The following is a 17803-nucleotide window of genomic DNA, read 5'->3' as shown; positions in this document are numbered from 1 at the left end:
CGTCACGGTACTAATTAGCTTTGGCCGTAATAGGCATTTTTACCGTGTTTGCGTAAATAGTGTTTATCCATCACAGCGCGCTTTAACGGTGCAGCATTCTGATCGAGCGTACGCGTTAAATAGGCCATTCTGGCAATTTCTTCTAATAACGCCGCATGATACACAGACTGTGCGGCGCTCTTTCCCCACGTAAAAGGCGCATGGCCAGCTACAATTACCATTGGCGCTTCGGCAGGATTTCTGTCTTTGTAAGCATCGGTGATCTGCACACCGGTCTCTTCCTCATAATCTCCATTCACCTGCTCGTCGGTAAGCTCTCGGGTACAGGTAATATCGCCATATACGTAATCGGCATGGGTAGTACCTAAACAGGGAATGCTCTGCTTTGCCTGTGCCCATGCTGTGGCATAGGTACTGTGGGTATGGGTAACACCACCTATGCTTTCAAAAGCGCGGTACAAGTGCGTATGGGTTTTTGTATCAGATGAAGGCCGCATTGAGCCTTCAACAATATTGTTCTCCAGGTCCACGACAACAATATCTTCCGGCTTCATATCTTCATAAGCCACACCACTAGGCTTGATGGCTACAACGCCTTTGTCTCTGTCAACCTGAGACACGTTGCCGAAGGTATATATCACAAGGTTTCGGCGTTGAAGCTCCATATTCGCCTCAAAAACCTCGCGTTTAAGTTCCTTGTAACTCATATTTTTCCTCCGTCTACATGTGCACCTAAAGTCTGGTACTTACTGTAAAGTTCGTCGTAAATCTCAGAACGTTCCGGGTTAGGCAGATACTGTTTACATACCGGCGATGCCATCACTTTCTGTGCGGCTTCTACAGTCTGATATTCACCCGCTGCCACAGCGGCCATAATGGCAGCACCGAGTGCGCAACTCTGCTCGCTTTCGAGTACGTCGATAGGACAGTTCCAAATGTCTGCGCAGGTTTGCATAACATAATCAGATTTCTTTGAGATACCGCCAATTACTACAACCGATTCGATTGGCACCCCTTCTTCACGGAACCGTTCGGTAATCGCTCTGGCGCCGAATGCTGTCGCTTCTACCAATGCTTTAAATAATTGCGGCGCGCCGGTTCCCATTTTGATTCCGGCAATGGCCATAGAAACACCTTGATCAGCATCTGGCGTACGCCTGCCGTTAACCCAGTCGAGCGCAGTTATATCTGTCGATTTTACCGACAATGCTGCTGCCGCTTCGGAGAGGCGGATCAGAGCGCTGTCTTCAATTTTTTGAACCAGCTCAAGTTGCCCTCTCTCAGTCAGTTCCGAAACAAGCTGGCGAGTTGGCCATAACACAACGTTTTTAAACCAGGCATAAAGATCGCCAAATGCAGACTGACCAGCCTCGAGACCAATCATGTCTGGGATGACTGAGCCATCCACCTGACCGCAAATACCTCTGACACAGGTATCACCAAGGTGCGCTTTAGATGTCACAGTGATATCACAGGTAGACGTTCCCATTACTTTTGTAAGAACACCTTGGCGGACATTTGCTGCAACAGCCCCCATGTGGCAATCAAAAGCACCAAATCCGACCGCAATACCCGCTGGCAAACCTAACTTTTCGGCCCACTCTGAAACTAAGCTTCCGGCCACTTTATCGCTTGACTGGGTAGCGGGATTGATGTGATTCACTAAGCCATCTAGCAACGGATCGATGCTGGTGAAAAAATCGTTCGGAGGGAAACCATTCCACGCTTCATTCCACATCATTTTGTGCCCGGATGCGCAGCGGCCGAGTACCAGCTGGTCAGGATGTGTAGTGCCACACATCAGCGCAGTCATCCAATCACAATGCTCAACCCACGCATAGGTAGCGGCTTTCACCGCTGCATCTTTGCGGAAAATATGCAGTGCTTTGGCCCAATACCACTCTGAAGAATAAATGCCCCCCATGTGAGAGAGGTAGTTGATAGCATTTTCAGTAGCAGCCTGGGTAATCTCACGAGCCTCTTGAATTGCCGTATGATCTTTCCATAGCACAAACATAGCATTCGGGTTTTCACTGAACTCTTCTGTCAGCGCTAAGGGGACGCCGTGTTTATTCACTGCCACTGGCGTAGAGCCAGTCGTGTCAAAGCTCATGCCAATTACTTTATCTGCTGTTCCAGCAGGTACGAGTTCCCATAAGCCGCGTACAACGGCAACAAGGCTATCTATATAATCTTGTGGATGCTGACGATATTGATCCTCGGACGGTTCGCAGAATCGCCCTTCAGCCCAACGCGGATAGTTTATTAAATGACTGGCCAATTCGGCACCGGTTTTTACATCAACGAGCAATGCACGAACCGAGTCTGAGCCGTAATCCAATCCCAACGTGTAACGAGACATAAATACCTTTCAACTATTTGTTAACATCGATAGTCATTTCATTTATTTGTATGATAATATCAACAATGTCAGGTTGTAAAGGTAATATAAAAATAATATTAACACCGTTACTTTGCGTCATTCGGGCCAGAATGACCAAAAAGCATACAAACTTGTGTTTCAGTAGCTTCTCGCCTCTGAAATTTAGCGTGCAATTATCATTTAATATGTTTATGGGATAAGTATGACCAGCCAGTTAGAACAACTTAAATCAATGACCACTGTAGTAGCCGACACCGGCGATTTTGAGGCGATTAAGAAATATCAGCCGCAGGATGCCACAACTAACCCCTCTCTATTGCTCAAGGCGATGCAAATAGAAAAATATCGACCTTTGGGTATAGAAGCTGTTCAGTGGGCACAAAAACAGTCAGGAGCCGGAGACGTTGGTCGAGTAGCTGCCGATAAGCTGGCAGTTTTAATTGGCGCAAAATTGATGGACGAAGTACCCGGGCTGGTATCAACTGAGGTAGATGCAAGGTTGTCCTTCGATACTATGGAGACGGTCAATAAGGCAGAGAAATTAATAGCCTTATATAAAGAACAAGGGATTGATACTTCAAGAGTGCTTATCAAAATTGCGGCCACCTGGGAAGGTATACAAGCTGCGCGTATCCTGGAAGAACAGGGAATTCACTGTAATCTTACTTTAGTATTTTCCTTTGCTCAGGCCAGAGCGTGTGCTGAAGCAGGCGCTTATCTGATATCGCCTTTCGTTGGACGCATCCTGGACTGGTACAAAGCCAGTCAGCCTGAAGCTGATTTTAGTGGCGACAACGATCCTGGTGTGAAGTCTGTCAGCGCCATTTACGACTATTTTAAAAAGCATGACTTCGACACAATCGTTATGGGAGCCAGCTTCCGCAACATTGGTGAAATTATCGGCCTTGCGGGTTGCGATCGTCTTACCATCAGCCCGGGGCTACTAGATGAACTGGCTAATACTGATGCCCCTCTGTCACGCCGGCTGGTACCTGCTGAAAATACGCAACCAAAGGAAAAGGTTCTTACTGAACAGACCTTCCGTTGGCAAATGAACGAAGACAAAATGGCCAGCGATAAACTAGGAGAAGGCATTCGTCAGTTCGCCATTGACCAGGAAAAGCTCGAATCATTATTGAACGCACTGGCCAATTAATCTAGTCCCAAAACCCTGCTCTCGGGCAGGTCCCAACCTTTGGCCCTTTTCCTTGGGCCTTTTTTTTCTTTAATAACAAAAAAAGCGCCCTTCGGATATCCTCGGGACGCTTTATCGGACAGAACTGTTTAGCTATTTTTTTACTTGCTATTTCAGCAAAGCCTTTGCTTTCTCACTGATATTTTCAGCGGTAAAGCCAAAATGCTCAAGCAGAATGCCACCCGGTGCAGACTCTCCGAAAGTCGTCATTCCTACTACCCCGCCGTTATGGCCAACGTACTTGTACCAATAATCTGCATGAGCCGCTTCCACTGCTAATTTAGGTACAGCTACAGGCAGAACAAGTTCTTTGTAGGCCCTATCTTGCGCATCAAAGTAAGTGGTTGATGGCATAGATACCACACGCGTAGCAATGCCTTCGGCTTCTAGCAAATTCGCCGCTTCCATTGTAACGCCGACTTCAGACCCGGTAGCAATAAGGATAAGCTGCGGCTCCGCTGCTTCTTTTAGCACGTAACCGCCTCTAGCTATATCTTTTACTTGAGTCTCATTCCGCTCCATGCATTTTGTACCCTGACGGGTAAACACCAATGCTGACGGCCCTTCTTTCCTTAAAGCCTGTCGCCAGGCTTCGGCGGTTTCAGTCGCATCACAAGGGCGCCAGGTAGACAGATTTGGCGTCATGCGTAAGTTGGCCAGTTGCTCTACAGGTTGGTGTGTCGGGCCGTCTTCGCCCTGTCCGATAGAGTCGTGAGTGTACACAAAGATGTCTTTTGCATTCATGAGTGAGGCCATACGCACTGCATTACGCGCATATTCCATAAACATTAAGAATGTGGCGCCATATGGTACAAACCCACCGTGAAGGGCAATGCCGTTCATAATGGCGCTCATACCAAATTCACGAACACCATAATAAATGTAATTACCAGCATCATCATCCTGCAAGCCTTTTGCTTCAGGCCATAGTGTCAGGTTAGAACCCGCCAGATCTGCTGATCCCCCTAGCAGTTCGGGTAACTGACTGGCGTAAAAACCAATCGCGTTTTGCGAAGCTTTGCGGGTAGCGATACCTTCTGAAGCTTCCTGGCATTGCTTTACAAACTCATCAGCGCGTCTATCAAAATTGTCTGGTAATCTCTTTTCGATTACCCGTCGCTTAAACTCTTTACCATCTTCAGGGAATGCCTCGCAGTATTTATCAAACAGGGATTGCCATTGCGACTCTTTACCGGCCCCTGCTTCCTTCGCATCCCATTCCTGATAGACAGATGCAGGGATTTCAAAGGGAGCATGGTCCCATTTTAGGAATTTGCGCATCTGAGCAATTTCATCGTCACCTAGTGGAGCGCCGTGGCAATCATGACTACCGGATTTATTAGGCGAGCCAAAGCCGATTACGGTTTTACAGCAAATAAGCGTAGGCTTACTGGTTTCTTTCTGAGCCTGCTCAATAGCACCTGCAATTGCATTACTGTCGTGACCATCAACGTTAGCGATAACCTGCCAACCATATGCTTCAAAGCGCTTTGCTGTATCGTCAGTAAACCAACCTTCCACATGGCCATCGATGGAAATGCCATTATCATCATAAAAGGCAATCAGCTTGCCTAATCCAAGAGTTCCCGCCAATGAGCAGCTTTCGTGAGAGATGCCTTCCATCAAACACCCATCGCCTAAGAAGCAGTAAGTATAATGATCGACAAGGTTATATTCAGTTTTATTAAATTGTGCAGCCAGGGTTTTCTCGGCAATAGCCATACCCACAGCATTGGCAATTCCAGCCCCCAGAGGACCCGTTGTCGTCTCTACGCCCGGCGTATATCCATATTCAGGATGCCCTGGCGTCTTGGAATGCAACTGACGGAATTGCTTCAGCTCATCCATAGGTAAATCGTAACCACTTAAATGTAGCAATGCGTATTGCAGCATTGAACCATGGCCATTCGATAATACAAACCGGTCACGGTTTGCCCATTCCGGATTAGCGGGATTGTGGTTATAGAACTGTTGCCAAAGAACAGTAGCAATTTCAGCCATTCCCATAGGTGCGCCAGGATGGCCTGATTTAGCTTTCTGAACAGCATCAACTGCCAGAGCACGAATTGCATTTGCAGAAGGTGTACCGTTAAAGGTCATATTTATCTTCACTTTGTTACTATTATATTATAATTAATATGACAAAATTAACGATTGAATACAACCTTAAAAACCTTCAACAAAAGTTTAAAACAAGAAAGAGAGGTCGCTTTATCACTTATAGGATAATCAGCGCGCCGCCTTCTGTATTCAGGTCTAACTCCAACATAATAAGGTGGAGGGATTTTCACCTCTTTTTGAGCAGCAGAATTGTTTGGCAAATCATAAATCACCCTCCCACTTTACCTTGCAACATTAGAAGTGAAATACTTAGTTTTTCGACACTGATTCGCCGTTCACTGCGGCTACGTCACACGTATTTATATAATTGCGCCGTGAAATCCCATCGGCATATAGGTATCTAATTTTGCCCAGGCAACGGGGCCGTCGCTTACGTGTTGAGCATCAAATACCATGCAATAGGTCGCTCCTTCTACGAAATTTAGTGCGGTATTTACCAGATACCCTTCCCCTTGTTTACTGCCAACAGGAATAAACAGCGGCTCCTCTGTGAGGAAGTCATTACCGAGCACATGCAAATCCAGTGCGCCGGTGTTGGTATTCAGACTGGCAATACTATTGTAATCGCCTCTTCCGACGGTGTTTGAAGCATACACGCCAAATTGATGTGAAGTGAATTCGCCGGTAAACCGGCTGTCAAACTGAACAAACTCCATAATATGCGCGGTATTTTCAAGGCGGACTGTTCTTGCGGCTAAATCAATATGAATTTGAGCGGCAGTACTTCTGTCATGATTCCCGCCATCAACGCTAAAAACTTGCTCAACCCCTTGCAACATTACATCTGCATTATTGTACCAGCAGGCATTCACCACCAGCGATTGTCCTTGCTGCCAGGCATTACCAAAATGAAAGATAAATCCGGCATGGAAAGGCAGTTGCAGCGTAGGTTCAAGGGTATTTTTATCAACAATAAGTAGTTGTCCCGGCTTATCGCCCTGCCATTGCATGCCGTCGATAAGGGTTTCTCCATGAACTTTATTGATTGGCGGAAAATAAAAAATCAAATAATTGTCTGTTACCGCAAAATCATGCACGTAGCTGGCCGGTGCGGACACCACTTTATAGTTCAACATTTTACCCTGAGGACTCATCTGATACACCATCATTCCCTGGTGCCCAAAGAACGATAGATCACCGAAATTCCATAAATTGCCAAATCTGTCTGCATGTGGATGAGCAGAGAACGGTACTCCGTCCAGCTCACTTTTCAGCGATACCTGCCCTTGTGTTTCTAGCGATATCGGGTCGAGTTTATAAGGCATAGCCGCTTCCCACAACGCCCACAACTCTCCTTCAACAGGCAACAATGCAATGTTCGCTGTATTAACAGTTTCAGCATTTTTTGAAGGTCTGGCATTCTCTATCAGTGAGCCCGCACCGTTATAAAGAAAGCGCCCTGCGCGACTTTCGGCTTCGAATTTTCTAGTACGTACAAACCGGCCAGAATGAGAAACCGTTTTATGTCCAAAAGCATAGCGGTGTACAAACCCGTCACCGTCGAACCAATGAGTGTAACGTTGTTCACCTAATACCGCACGGGCCGGGCCATTGCGGTAAAACTGTTTACCTACCAGCGCATCAGGTAACTTCCCCTGCCACTGAAATTCTCGCGATGGAATATCAGTAGTCAGCCCTTCCCAGCCCCGAAGTACCGGATTGTCTTTTAACTTTCGTTTAAATTCTTCATAGAAAGATTCCGGCTCTGCAGCAAGGACATTGAATCCAGCGCTATAAGCCATAGTTCCGCAAGCTGCCAGCCCTAACCCTTTGAGAAAATCGCGACGTTCCATGTGATTACTCCATATTAATTGAAATAGCGACGTGATCTTCTGTCACAGGGAAGCGAATAGCCCCGAAGGTAGGTGGCCCCATTAACCGGGGATTGGTGCTGAAACCATAAGGTTCGGTGGGTATACCTAACATATTAGTGTTTAGCTGATGATTGCCATCGAGATCCTGAAAGACCATCACGCTATATTCGCCGGCAGGCACATCAGCAAGAATAACCTTTTGATCCTTTTTATAAACACTGACAATCTGACTCTGCATCGCTCGTTTTTTACTGAACGCAGCTTCCGAATTGTAGACGGCAACATATAACTCTCCGCTCAAGTTGTTCATATCAGTGAAAGTGATTTCTATATTTGCAGCCTGCGCGCCAATACAGTACAAAGTAGTTAATGCTGTGATTAGACGGGTTTTCATAAGTAAGCTCCTTTGGTGATGTCGACTCACTTTAGGTAACTATGCTTTCGATAGCAGGTGCCAAAAGTCATATCATGGAGAAGCATGACTTCTGGCACCTGTAGCCCTCAGCCAGCTTACGATACCGTTCGATAAAGGATCTTTCGGATGACAGCGCAATAATGCAATCTACAGAACGTAACAACATTTTGCTCTTGGCTGGCGTACTCGGCTGGTTAGCGGTTATGCTGATCACCCGAATAAATGCCGCATTTACCGGAGCGGTATTCTTCTATTATTCAGGCTTTGCGATGTTCATTGGCGGGTTTCTGTTTGTGAACCTGAGCGAAAAAGTCGATAATCGAAGGCAGCTTGCTTTTGTTGCCCTCATTGTTCAGCTCGTCGGATTTTTTTTAGTATTTGGTTGTGCGCAGTCCAGCGACGCGCTTATTCTGCTGGTAATATTCGCCGGACAGCTCCCCTTTTTCGCCAACCGCCGTCAAGCTATTGCTTTACTGCTTGCCATTAACGGCGTCGCGCTTCTTATTTATTTGCTGGCCTGGGACAAAAGCCCAACTCCATCGGTAATAGCCATAGCACTTAACCTGGCGTTTCAAAGCTTTTCACTGGCAGTGGCCGATATCGCCGTGCGTGAAAGCAAAGCACGTTTGGCCCTCGAGCAGGCTAATGCCGAACTGGTTTCTACCCGCTCTCTGCTGGAACAAACCTCGCGGCAATCTGAGCGACTTAAACTCAGCCGCGACCTGCACGATATTTGCGGTCATCAGCTCACTGCATTGCTACTTAATCTGGAGTTTTTAAGCAAAACTGTCCCTGGTGATCAGCAAGATAGTGTGAGTGAAACAAAAGCTATTGCTAAAGACTTACTGGAACAAATTCGTTGCGTAGTAAAAGCCAATAAGCAAAGCGCTCAGCTGGATTTAAATACCGCTATCGAATCTTTGTTTAACCACCTTCCACATGTGCAGGCTAACTTTAAAGAACGATTGGCAGCCCCCCTCCAGTCGAGCCACCACGCCGAAGTGCTGCTGCGGATATGTCAGGAAGCGGTGAGTAATGCACTGCGCCATGGCAGTCAGAAGCACATTACCATTGCGCTGCAGCAGACCTCAGCGCAACTTCGTCTGACAATCAGTAATCCATACCTTGCAAAACATTCGACTCTGCCGGGCTCCGGGTTAGCGAATATGCGAGAGCGGGCAGCGCAACTGAACGGTGACGTAGCGGTGTCTAATGACAATCAATGTTGGACCGTAACAGTTCAGCTACCCTACAAGGAAAGTCACTATGATTAAGGTCGCCATTGCTGATGATCAGCTTATGGTTCGCCAGGGCATTGCTAGCTTATTGTCGCTAAGAACGGATATTCAGGTTGTCTGGCAGGCTGATAACGGCGAAGACGCGCTGGTAAAGCTGGCTGAGCATCCCGTGGATATACTGCTCACTGATATACGCATGCCGGTGAAAAATGGTATTGAAACTGTGCACGCCTTGCGCAATAACGGAAATGACACCCGGGTCATTGTGCTGACCACGTTTGATGACCCAGACTTATTCACTCAAGCTATGGCTGCCGGTGCAAACGGCTTTCTGCTTAAAGATGTCGATACCGGTAAACTGCATGATGCTATTGATACGGTTTACCACGGGGGTATGCTGGCTGAGCCCGTGTTGCTGAATCAGCTGAGTGCAGAGCACCTTTCTACCTTTGCAGACCCGACCATCGAACCGCTTAGTGAGCGGGAATTGCATATTCTCAAGCTTATCGCCGGCGGCTATTCCAATAAAGAAATTGCCGACACGGTGTTTCTAGCCGAAGGCACTGTGAAAAATCATGTTTCTAATATTCTGGCGAAATTGCACACACGAGACCGCACCCGTGCAGTACTGAAAGCGCTTAGTGCGCGTTTAATTTAGATCAAAAGGATACATCTGTCCTATGGAACTCACCCGGCACCCATTCTTCCATCTTACAGAGCAGGAACAGAATAAATTTGTCATGCGCGCGGTGCTTTTTGCTCTCGCTGTTCTGGTAGCAACCGGTTTTATCCTCTACCTGCTAGGTCTACTGCCGTTTCTTCTTCTCGTTTTCGCAATGGGAACCTCGGTACTTGCGCCATTTGTAGATATGCCAAGCGCTATCAGAGAAGGCAAGCTGCGCTACCTGTCCCCCTTCTTGATTGCTGAAAAAGAGCGAAAAGGGGTCATAGTGCTGCATGCTGCCACTCTGTTTGATTATTACTTTATGTTTGATAAAGCCATGTCGGTGGCGGACCGCAAACGCGGCGTGCAGCAGGGTATGCTAGAAGGCTTATTACAACTTATCAGTGAATACGAACATCAGGATAAGGAGGACATTGAAAGCTTAAGAATACGAACTACCAGCTATATTATTAACCCCCGCACGGCGGCAAAGCTGGGTATGCAGTTACAGCCTACCGATGGCCTTCAGCTGATGATCCTGTACTACAATTATTTTAATCTCACTGCAAGTTACTCCATGCTTCATAAGCAAATAACATTTCCGTCTGTGAAATCGGTACAGACCTTCGAAGGCAGCATAACTGATTTGATAAAACATAAACCGTTTTTGCTGGCCTTACAGAAACGGCTTAAAGGTTAATTCTGCAACGCTGATATTGGCTTTCGTAACCGCGCCAGTACTCCGGTAGTGAGCGCCACACCGGCAAGAATAAGTACGCCGCCAGTCATGGTTTGTAGTGACAGGGTTTCGCTCAGGAAGAGAATCCCCCACACAATTCCGAATAATGGCACCAGATAACCCACGGTAATTGCTTTTGCCGGCCCCACACTGGCTATCAGTTGAAAATACAAAATATAAGCAATACCGGTTCCGCCGACGGCCAGTGCAATGGCGTTCAGCCAGGCAATGCCTGATGGCATGGTTGCGGGTAACGTGGCCAAAGAGAAAGGCAATAGCGCGATGGAAGCAAATATCTGGCTGCCCGTGGCCACCACCAGTGGACGCACGCCAGCAAGCCATTTCTTCATAGCGCAAGCAGCAATGCCATAGCAGGTAGTAGCCGTGCAAGCGGTAAGAATAGGCACAATACTCACTTCGCCCTCGCCGACTTTATGGGCACTAAGAACGACCACGCCTAGAAAGCCTACGAATAAGCCGAATACGGACGAGGCTTTCAGTTTGTCGCCCAACCACAATAGTGCCACTAAAGCGCCGAACATGGGTGCAGTAGCATTAAGAATAGCATTGATACCTGCTTCCAAATACAAGCTGCTGTAATTGAATAAAACGAAGGGCACGGCCGTATTAACAATGCCGATAAAAGCAATTTTCCACCAATGCAAACGAATGTCACGCCAGCCGCCGAGGGCGAACATAAATGGCAGCATTACCAGCGTCGCCAGCACGGTTCTCACTTCCACCAGCGCAAACACACCGAACTCTGGTGCAGCCACCCGCATGAAAATAAACGAACCGCCCCAGATCGCGCCTAATATCAGCAACGACAGTACATCTTTTCCATTCATGTTTTACAGCGCTCCTTCAAGCTCTAATAATGTTGCTTTTCGATGCAACCCACCTGCATAACCGGTGAGCTTGCCATTGGCGCCAATCACGCGGTGGCAGGGTATCACAATCGCTATGGGATTTTTGCCATTTGCGAGCCCGACTGCGCGCACGCCCTTTGGGTTATCAATGGCTTCAGCAATATCGCGATAGCTACATGTCGCGCCATACGGAATGTTACACAGCGCGTTCCATACACGTTGCTGAAATGCAGTACCCGCAGGCGCCAGTGGCAGGTCAAAGGAGGTGAGTTCACCAACAAAGTAGGCTCTGAGTTGCTCGCAGGCTTTTGTGGTGAAAGCAGACGGTACACTGGCCGATGCTTCTCTTTCAACGAATCGAATTGCGGTAATACCTTGATCACGGGCTTGCACCTCGACGATGCCGCACGGGCTTTGGATAAATTCTTTAAACATCATTGGTTTCCACTTTCGGTTTGCTGGCCAACTGCCAAAGCTGGAGGGTAAGGTAACTTCGCCAGGGTGCGGCCTGCTCGGGTGTAAGACTACGCGTAGCCATCATATTTCGCACCACTAAATCCCCACCCAGGAAGCGATCAGGTTGGCTATAACCCCTTAACATCAGGTAGTCCACCGTCCAGGGGCCAATGCCTTTTAGTGCTAGCAGACCAGTCTCGGCTTCGGCTGTCCCAAACTGCAGCGCATCCGTTTCTGCCCCATCAACAAAATATTGTGCTAGCGCCCTAAGCGCAAGCTTTCTGCTCTGCGGCATTTTGAGAAACGTAAGCTCACTGTCTGCCACGGCCTTAGGTGTTGGAAAGGCACGACCGACGTCGGTTTGCACGCCCAACTCCTGAGCAAGCATAGTGACATGTTTAATGGCGGCTTTCACCGATACTTGCTGCCCTAACACGGCGCGGCACCCCGCCTCAAAAGCAGACCAAACGCCGGGTAATCGCAATCCCGGTAACTGCTCGTCTTCTTGCACGCCCGCATCGGCAAGCGCATGAGCAACCAAAGTGGGGTCGGTATTTAAATCCAGTACCCGTGCCAGATTATTCAGCACCGAACGAACACCCTGCAAATAGTCTGTAGTTACAGTTACCCGAAATCCAGCACGTTCCGGCAGATGCTCGGCAATTAAGTGACCGGTGCCGAATTCATCATGATAAACCCGCGAATAAGCATTGTCTGACAGGGTTTCTACACCGGGAATGGCTCTCACTGCCAGAAAATCGCGAACAAAAGCCCAGTTATAAGGTTTGCGGTAATGTATGAGTATGCTGACTTCTGACGTCGAATTATTTCTGGTTGCTGCCGTTTTACGCAGCTGAGAAGGGGTTAAAGACCAGGTGTTCCTCATTGCCGACTGCAGTCTTCTGGCCGATCCGAACCCCGCCGCATCAGCCACTTGCTCCACGGACAAATTAGACTGCTGCAGAAGCTGCTTGGCAAACAGCAACTGATGATACTTCTGCCATTGAGAAGGTGAACACCCTGTATGCTGCTCAAGCAACTTATGTAAATAGCGGGTACTGATCCCCAGACGGCTGGCAATATCCGCCACAGACTTAGGCGGTATATCGGCCAGCAGTTGAGTGGCACGGGTAACGGTTGTAGCTACACCGTTCCAGGCAGGAGATCGCGGCGCACTGTCGGGGCGACAACGTAAACAAGGTCGAAAACCGGCATGCATGGCCTGTGCAGCCAAATGGTAATAATCGACATTATCTTCTTTAGGTAATTTTGCCGGACAGATTGGCCTACAGAAGATACCGGTAGATTTCACTGCGACAAAAAATTGCCCGTCGAAGCGCTTATCCCGTGATAAGCGGGCTTGCCGAAAGCGTTCTAACAATTCGGCCTGATGTATAGCAACTGCCATAAAGTACACAATGCGTTGGTGAGTTAGCAGGCAGTGTAAAACAAATTTTTGTGGCGTAAGCGACGAATTCGGCACTGACAATAAAATTATCCGTGCCGCCGTGCAATTGAGACTTATCGATAGAGCATTTGCGAACGCATAGGCGCGAGTTTATTCAGAAGCCGGTTTTGTAAAGGATGCGGAACATTGGCTTTATCCATGGCATTTATAAGCAGATCAACGGTGAGGTTGAAGTCTTTTTCACTGATATTCATTCCGCCATGAACCTGCTCCATAGTGTCACCGGTGTACTGACACCCTCCGCCACTCACCATGCAAATTTGCTCTTCAAATTTAGCGATAAAGCGGTCGATGTCGCTGCCTTCAAAGTAAGCGAGGATAACGGGTTCTTGCTCAACTTCTGTAACGAAATTATTCACAATTTCTGTCACCTTTGCTTCGCCGCCCAGCTCACTGTAAAGGGTTTGAGGCTGGCTGGCACAACCGGCGAGTAAAACAATTGCAAGCACAGATGAAAGCAACTTCACCATAATTGGCCTCCTAGAGATAAATAGATGCCGTTCTGATCCGGCGCACCGGCGATACTTCCTAATTCGGCCCATGCCAGCGTAACGTTAAATGATTTAGAAGGAATATAGGTAACAAATACATCCCACCAATCTTCCTCTCCTAACCCGAGGTTGTCAGGCTTTTGCCGGTATTCAGCCCCAACTGCTACATTGCGGTTAAGTAACACCCCTACCGAACCTTCTAGCATGACTTCGTAATCGTCGTCGCTGGTTTGCCCGAATCCCAATAACCCCATTTGGTTGGCATTGGTCATACGTGCTGTGAGATTCCATACCAAGTTGTATCCTGCTACCGCGCCAAGATGCACTTTGGTGGCAGAAACATAATAATCGGTACCCGAGGTGTCGGCGCTGCCTAACGCGTTGGCAATGGCTTCATCCTGGAGGTCTTTAAACTGCACGCCGGCACTGATTTGCGGCATGGCGGAATACACAACATCACCCCACAATCTCACTTTTGCGCCATAGATGTTCTGAGAAATGTCACCACCCAATGTTGTGAGATCGAAAGTTTGTCGGGCTACCGATACCTCAACACGGTCGTAGACCGACACGCTGGCACCAGCCACTTGCAGGCGGTAATCATCTAAATTTACGCGAGTAAGAAAAGCATTCACCGACACTTCGCTGTCGCTGTCGTAGCCGGACAAGGTGGCCCAAGGCACAATACCGCCACCGCCGGCCCCCTCAAGCTGATTAAGGCCCGCCGTACCGATTAACTTACCGGAGCCTGCGCTCACGGGTAGCGCTGCAGTAAACGCTATCACCAATAAAACACGTTGAAACAGTGTCATTTTGTCTCCGTTTTTTGTAACCCAAATGCGGTTGAGGCGAGCCATTCGCTTAAAGCCTGCGCACTCAGTGGCCGGCTTATAAAGTATCCTTGCGCAATATCACAACCGCCTTCTTTTAAAATGTTCAGCGATAGCTCATCTTCCACACCTTCGGCCACTACACTCAGTTTGAACACCGAAGCCAAATTCAGCACAGTCCGCACGATTTGCTGATCACTTTCATCGGAAGCCAGCTTGAGCACAAAGCTCTTGTCGATCTTTATGGTTTGCACCGGCAGCATTTTTAAATACGCTAGCGATGAATACCCGGTACCAAAGTCATCAATGGCAAAGTGGAAACCCATTGCCTGATATTGATTAAGATTGCTGATCGCCACCGCCGTATCTTCAACCAAGTCACTTTCGGTAATTTCCAGCTCAACATCGGCGGGAGTTAGCCCTTTACGGGTAATTTTTTCGGCGAGGCTCTGCATCATTTCCGGGCGCTGAATATCCCGGGTAGACAAGTTAATCGCCATAGAAAAAACATAGCCCTGATTGCGAAAATCGGCAAGGTCATCAAGGGTACGATCGAGTACCCAGGCAGTTACTCGCTCAATTAAGCCCGCTTGTTCAGCAATACCGATAAATTCATCGGGCGGCACGAATCCCAGGCTGGCACTGTTCCAGCGGATAAGCGCTTCAACACTACAAACGTTATTGGTCTGTAGGTTTATTTTGGGTTGATACACCATAGACAATTCACTTTGATTGTCTGTCAGTACTTTTTTCAATTCTGTAATGATGGTTAATCTGCGCAGGTACTTGGTTTCCATCTCTTCTCTGAACGCAATCAGCCAGTGATCGTGCTGTTTACTCTCATCAGAAAGAATATTGATTTTTCTGAACACCTCTTCTGTGGTGTCGCCGTCTGAAGGACAGTTCAGATGCGCAAAAAACACCCTCATTGGAATAATGAGATCGTTGAATTCGATAGGCAATTCTAATTGCCGACGGAATGCGTCTATATCGCTTTCCTTGAGCGGAGAATCGGGGACAAAGAGGAAATCGCCCCCCGCCAAACGCGCGGCCATGCCCGGCCATGACAAGGTACGCTGCGCCATGGTTTTTATGCAATAGTCGCCCGTTGTATAACCGTACAAATCGTTGATGGTACGGATCCCCATAATATTGATGCCGAGTATTTGCAGCGTTTCGCCCGCATCGAGTCGATCGTTCAGCTTTTCCTCAACATAATGCCGGTTATACAATCCAGACAACATATCATGTTGCGCCTGAAACAGGATGTGGTCTTCCCGTGAACGAATACGGGCCTGCATGGTGTTAAAGGCTCGCGCCAGTTCGCCAATCTCAGTGACTCTGTCATCCGGCTCGACAGGTTGCTGATAGTGTCCATCGGCAATTTCGTTGACTACCGACACGAGCTGCTTAACCGGTCTGCTTACCCGTTTCGCCAACACCATTGAAATGGCTAACGACAAAACGATGATGCCCAGTGCAATGACAATCACCACCGTCTGCAAATCCAGTACACTTAGATACTGCTGGCTGACATCCAATGCAATTCTGATTTTAATCGGTATATGATCGATACCCGTTAATTGCAGCTCTCTCACTTCATACAGGCTCTCGTTCTGAGCCATGATCCGAAGCCAGCTAATTTCCTGCTCGCTGTGCTTGAGCAATTCCGCCGCCACATCGTGAGGCAGACTACTGTTAAGTACCTGGTTGTCTTCAGATGTAATGATGACCTCGGCCTGAACAACCTCGCCTAGCAGAGTGAGAAAACTGTCGTCCAGGGCAAAAGCCGCACCAAGGTAACCAATCACTCTCGGGGCCGAAACAGGCGCAACAACCGCATGATAAAGCGTGTTGTTCATGAACACATAATCGCGGGTAATTTCATCGGGGCGAATACCGCGGTAGCCTTCAGCAAAAGACTGCTCATCTTCGCCCAGCACGTCATCGGGAAATGCAGTAATGGTATCGCCTTGCAGGTTCAACATGATGAGGAGGTCAAAATCCTGCCTGGCATTCATGGTTTGCAGGGCACTGTTGATGGTTGGCGCATCATAGCTGGCGAATGCGGCTTTAAATTCGTAAGCCGAAGACAACACTTTTGTCGACGCGTAAAGCCCTTTCGTGCGCTCCTCAACGATGTGCTGTAATACGTTGGTGTCGATGGCCAGTTCATGTTCAAGATTTTGCTGCACAAGATCGTCGGTGGCATTCCACACAGACAGCAGGATCAAACCCGCAGTAATAATGGTACTGCCAAGGAGTATACGAAACAGGCTATGCCGTAGCGACAACGACTTCATTATTCGCTTCCGAATTTCTTACTACCAAAAGTGCGCGATTTCTTCTCGTGCTCCACAGGGATGGCGGCATTGAGTGTTAAGGTGAGCGTTTCAGACGTTTTGCTGATATCAAGCGCCACGGTTTCGCGTTTGCTTTGCACGATATCCAACTCAGGGTGCCACAACGTAACAGATTCCGCATCGCCCGGAATATCTACCGTGCCATTCTCGCCTGTAATAAACGCGCGGGCATTTTCAAATACGTAAATATACCCAATCATCTGGTCGTGAATATTACAGCCCAGTGCAACGATACCGGATTTGTCGAACACCACAGGTGCAACGGTGGAGCCGCTGTACAGCTTTATTTCAAAGGGTTTGGTGGGAGAAAAACTATAAACATGATGACGAATGTTATCGCTGTTTGGGAAACTGACAGGGGTACCTACTGGAACAGAGAGTACTTTCGGTTCGAAACGGCGTTCCACCTGATCCATGATTGCAAGTTCAGGTGCTGGCGTGGTCGATGCCGCCACGCTCACCACAACATATTGCAATGGTTTGCCGGATTGATCATTAATGGTCAGGCTTTTCCCATGAGCGCCTAGCCCAAAGCTCAAAAGCACTACCGCGAATAAAAGATTGCACATTCTGAACTGCATAAGATCAACACTGGTCTTTTTTACTAGAAGCATATCTATAACATAATCTACCTCGTCGACCTGCGCAAACTACATCAGGCCTTTTAGTCAAAGTTGATATAATCGTTGTCGATACGCATAATACAGCGCACATAATAATGCAGATCCAAGGAAAGGAACTGCGATATAAAACGGCG

The 17803-nt window shown here is 48.0% G+C and carries 16 protein-coding genes; 4 read left to right on the top strand and 12 right to left on the bottom strand.

What is annotated here, in order from left to right; genetic code table 11:
• Positions 1-14 precede the first annotated feature (14 nt).
• Positions 15-707: an L-ribulose-5-phosphate 4-epimerase gene (locus ACXAFQ_RS05925; protein ID WP_474818763.1), complete on the bottom strand. Its 693-nt coding sequence runs from the start codon at positions 705-707 to the stop codon at positions 15-17.
• On the bottom strand, positions 704-2362 hold the full coding sequence (locus ACXAFQ_RS05920) for a ribulokinase (protein WP_474818762.1): 1659 nt from the start codon (positions 2360-2362) through the stop codon (positions 704-706). Before ACXAFQ_RS05920 ends, ACXAFQ_RS05925 begins: the two co-directional genes overlap by 4 nt.
• A 223-nt stretch (positions 2363-2585) precedes the next feature.
• Between ACXAFQ_RS05920 and tal the strand changes: the two genes are divergently transcribed.
• Positions 2586-3539, top strand: coding sequence for a transaldolase (gene tal / locus ACXAFQ_RS05915; protein ID WP_474818761.1), 954 nt, complete (start codon positions 2586-2588; stop codon positions 3537-3539).
• 147 nt (positions 3540-3686) lie between these two features.
• Here tal and tkt read toward each other — a convergent pair whose 3' ends face one another.
• The 3 genes from tkt to ACXAFQ_RS05900 all read right to left on the bottom strand — a co-directional run bounded on the left by tkt (position 3687) and on the right by ACXAFQ_RS05900 (position 7907).
• Complete coding sequence (gene tkt / locus ACXAFQ_RS05910) at positions 3687-5678, bottom strand: transketolase (protein ID WP_474818760.1); 1992 nt, start codon at positions 5676-5678, stop codon at positions 3687-3689.
• 320 nt (positions 5679-5998) lie between these two features.
• Positions 5999-7492 (bottom strand): carotenoid oxygenase family protein, encoded by a 1494-nt coding sequence (locus tag ACXAFQ_RS05905; RefSeq protein ID WP_474818759.1) that lies wholly within the window; start codon positions 7490-7492, stop codon positions 5999-6001.
• Positions 7493-7496: 4 nt separating this feature from the next.
• Positions 7497-7907 (bottom strand): DUF2141 domain-containing protein, encoded by a 411-nt coding sequence (locus tag ACXAFQ_RS05900; RefSeq protein WP_474818758.1) that lies wholly within the window; start codon positions 7905-7907, stop codon positions 7497-7499.
• Positions 7908-8068: 161 nt separating this feature from the next.
• Here ACXAFQ_RS05900 and ACXAFQ_RS05895 point away from each other — a divergent pair, with 161 nt between their 5' ends.
• From ACXAFQ_RS05895 to ACXAFQ_RS05885, 3 genes are read left to right on the top strand one after another with little or no spacing between them, the layout of a single operon-like run.
• Positions 8069-9202: a sensor histidine kinase gene (locus tag ACXAFQ_RS05895; RefSeq protein WP_474818757.1), complete on the top strand. Its 1134-nt coding sequence runs from the start codon at positions 8069-8071 to the stop codon at positions 9200-9202.
• Positions 9195-9824 carry a response regulator gene (locus ACXAFQ_RS05890; RefSeq protein WP_474818756.1) on the top strand — a complete coding sequence of 210 codons (630 nt, stop codon included), beginning with the start codon at positions 9195-9197 and terminating at the stop codon, positions 9822-9824. Before ACXAFQ_RS05895 ends, ACXAFQ_RS05890 begins: the two co-directional genes overlap by 8 nt.
• A 22-nt stretch (positions 9825-9846) precedes the next feature.
• Entirely contained in the window at positions 9847-10530 is a 684-nt protein-coding gene (locus ACXAFQ_RS05885; RefSeq protein WP_474818755.1) for a hypothetical protein, read from the top strand.
• Here ACXAFQ_RS05885 and ACXAFQ_RS05880 read toward each other — a convergent pair.
• The 7 genes from ACXAFQ_RS05880 to ACXAFQ_RS05850 all read right to left on the bottom strand — a co-directional run bounded on the left by ACXAFQ_RS05880 (position 10527) and on the right by ACXAFQ_RS05850 (position 17615).
• Positions 10527-11417, bottom strand: coding sequence for a DMT family transporter (locus ACXAFQ_RS05880; protein ID WP_474818754.1), 891 nt, complete (start codon positions 11415-11417; stop codon positions 10527-10529). The two genes, ACXAFQ_RS05885 and ACXAFQ_RS05880, sit on opposite strands and share 4 nt — an antisense overlap.
• A 3-nt stretch (positions 11418-11420) precedes the next feature.
• Positions 11421-11876, bottom strand: coding sequence for a methylated-DNA--[protein]-cysteine S-methyltransferase (locus ACXAFQ_RS05875; RefSeq protein ID WP_474818753.1), 456 nt, complete (start codon positions 11874-11876; stop codon positions 11421-11423).
• On the bottom strand, positions 11866-13302 hold the full coding sequence (locus ACXAFQ_RS05870) for an Ada metal-binding domain-containing protein (protein WP_474818752.1): 1437 nt from the start codon (positions 13300-13302) through the stop codon (positions 11866-11868). The genes ACXAFQ_RS05875 and ACXAFQ_RS05870 overlap by 11 nt, the downstream gene beginning before the upstream one ends.
• Positions 13303-13415: 113 nt before the next feature.
• Positions 13416-13832, bottom strand: coding sequence for a group I truncated hemoglobin (locus ACXAFQ_RS05865; protein WP_474818751.1), 417 nt, complete (start codon positions 13830-13832; stop codon positions 13416-13418).
• Entirely contained in the window at positions 13826-14665 is an 840-nt protein-coding gene (locus tag ACXAFQ_RS05860; protein ID WP_474818750.1) for a DUF3034 family protein, read from the bottom strand. The genes ACXAFQ_RS05865 and ACXAFQ_RS05860 overlap by 7 nt, the downstream gene beginning before the upstream one ends.
• Positions 14662-16986: a putative bifunctional diguanylate cyclase/phosphodiesterase gene (locus tag ACXAFQ_RS05855; protein ID WP_474818749.1), complete on the bottom strand. Its 2325-nt coding sequence runs from the start codon at positions 16984-16986 to the stop codon at positions 14662-14664. Before ACXAFQ_RS05855 ends, ACXAFQ_RS05860 begins: the two co-directional genes overlap by 4 nt.
• A complete protein-coding gene (locus tag ACXAFQ_RS05850) occupies positions 16986-17615 on the bottom strand; it encodes a methylamine utilization protein (protein ID WP_474818748.1) in 630 nt (209 codons plus the stop codon). The genes ACXAFQ_RS05855 and ACXAFQ_RS05850 overlap by 1 nt, the downstream gene beginning before the upstream one ends.
• Between the last annotated feature and the right edge of the window lie 188 nt (positions 17616-17803).

This window comes from Alteromonas sp. ABH2_165, assembly GCF_056159945.1.
The sequence above is the reverse complement of the archived record's forward strand: the minus strand, read 5'-3'. Positions and strand labels throughout refer to the sequence as shown.

What these genes read in the sequence shown, in the direction of transcription:
- ACXAFQ_RS05885 (WP_474818755.1), top strand. Translation starts at nt 9,847, where the DNA reads ATGGAACTCACCCGGCACCCATTCTTCCATCTTACAGAGCAGGAACAG.
- ACXAFQ_RS05850 (WP_474818748.1), bottom strand. Translation starts at nt 17,615, where the DNA reads ATGTGCAATCTTTTATTCGCGGTAGTGCTTTTGAGCTTTGGGCTAGGC.
- tkt (WP_474818760.1), bottom strand. Translation starts at nt 5,678, where the DNA reads ATGACCTTTAACGGTACACCTTCTGCAAATGCAATTCGTGCTCTGGCA.
- ACXAFQ_RS05905 (WP_474818759.1), bottom strand. Translation starts at nt 7,492, where the DNA reads ATGGAACGTCGCGATTTTCTCAAAGGGTTAGGGCTGGCAGCTTGCGGA.
- ACXAFQ_RS05855 (WP_474818749.1), bottom strand. Translation starts at nt 16,986, where the DNA reads ATGAAGTCGTTGTCGCTACGGCATAGCCTGTTTCGTATACTCCTTGGC.
- ACXAFQ_RS05865 (WP_474818751.1), bottom strand. Translation starts at nt 13,832, where the DNA reads ATGGTGAAGTTGCTTTCATCTGTGCTTGCAATTGTTTTACTCGCCGGT.
- ACXAFQ_RS05925 (WP_474818763.1), bottom strand. Translation starts at nt 707, where the DNA reads ATGAGTTACAAGGAACTTAAACGCGAGGTTTTTGAGGCGAATATGGAG.
- ACXAFQ_RS05895 (WP_474818757.1), top strand. Translation starts at nt 8,069, where the DNA reads ATGCAATCTACAGAACGTAACAACATTTTGCTCTTGGCTGGCGTACTC.
- ACXAFQ_RS05875 (WP_474818753.1), bottom strand. Translation starts at nt 11,876, where the DNA reads ATGATGTTTAAAGAATTTATCCAAAGCCCGTGCGGCATCGTCGAGGTG.
- ACXAFQ_RS05880 (WP_474818754.1), bottom strand. Translation starts at nt 11,417, where the DNA reads ATGAATGGAAAAGATGTACTGTCGTTGCTGATATTAGGCGCGATCTGG.
- ACXAFQ_RS05900 (WP_474818758.1), bottom strand. Translation starts at nt 7,907, where the DNA reads ATGAAAACCCGTCTAATCACAGCATTAACTACTTTGTACTGTATTGGC.
- ACXAFQ_RS05860 (WP_474818750.1), bottom strand. Translation starts at nt 14,665, where the DNA reads ATGACACTGTTTCAACGTGTTTTATTGGTGATAGCGTTTACTGCAGCG.
- tal (WP_474818761.1), top strand. Translation starts at nt 2,586, where the DNA reads ATGACCAGCCAGTTAGAACAACTTAAATCAATGACCACTGTAGTAGCC.
- ACXAFQ_RS05890 (WP_474818756.1), top strand. Translation starts at nt 9,195, where the DNA reads ATGATTAAGGTCGCCATTGCTGATGATCAGCTTATGGTTCGCCAGGGC.
- ACXAFQ_RS05920 (WP_474818762.1), bottom strand. Translation starts at nt 2,362, where the DNA reads ATGTCTCGTTACACGTTGGGATTGGATTACGGCTCAGACTCGGTTCGT.
- ACXAFQ_RS05870 (WP_474818752.1), bottom strand. Translation starts at nt 13,302, where the DNA reads ATGGCAGTTGCTATACATCAGGCCGAATTGTTAGAACGCTTTCGGCAA.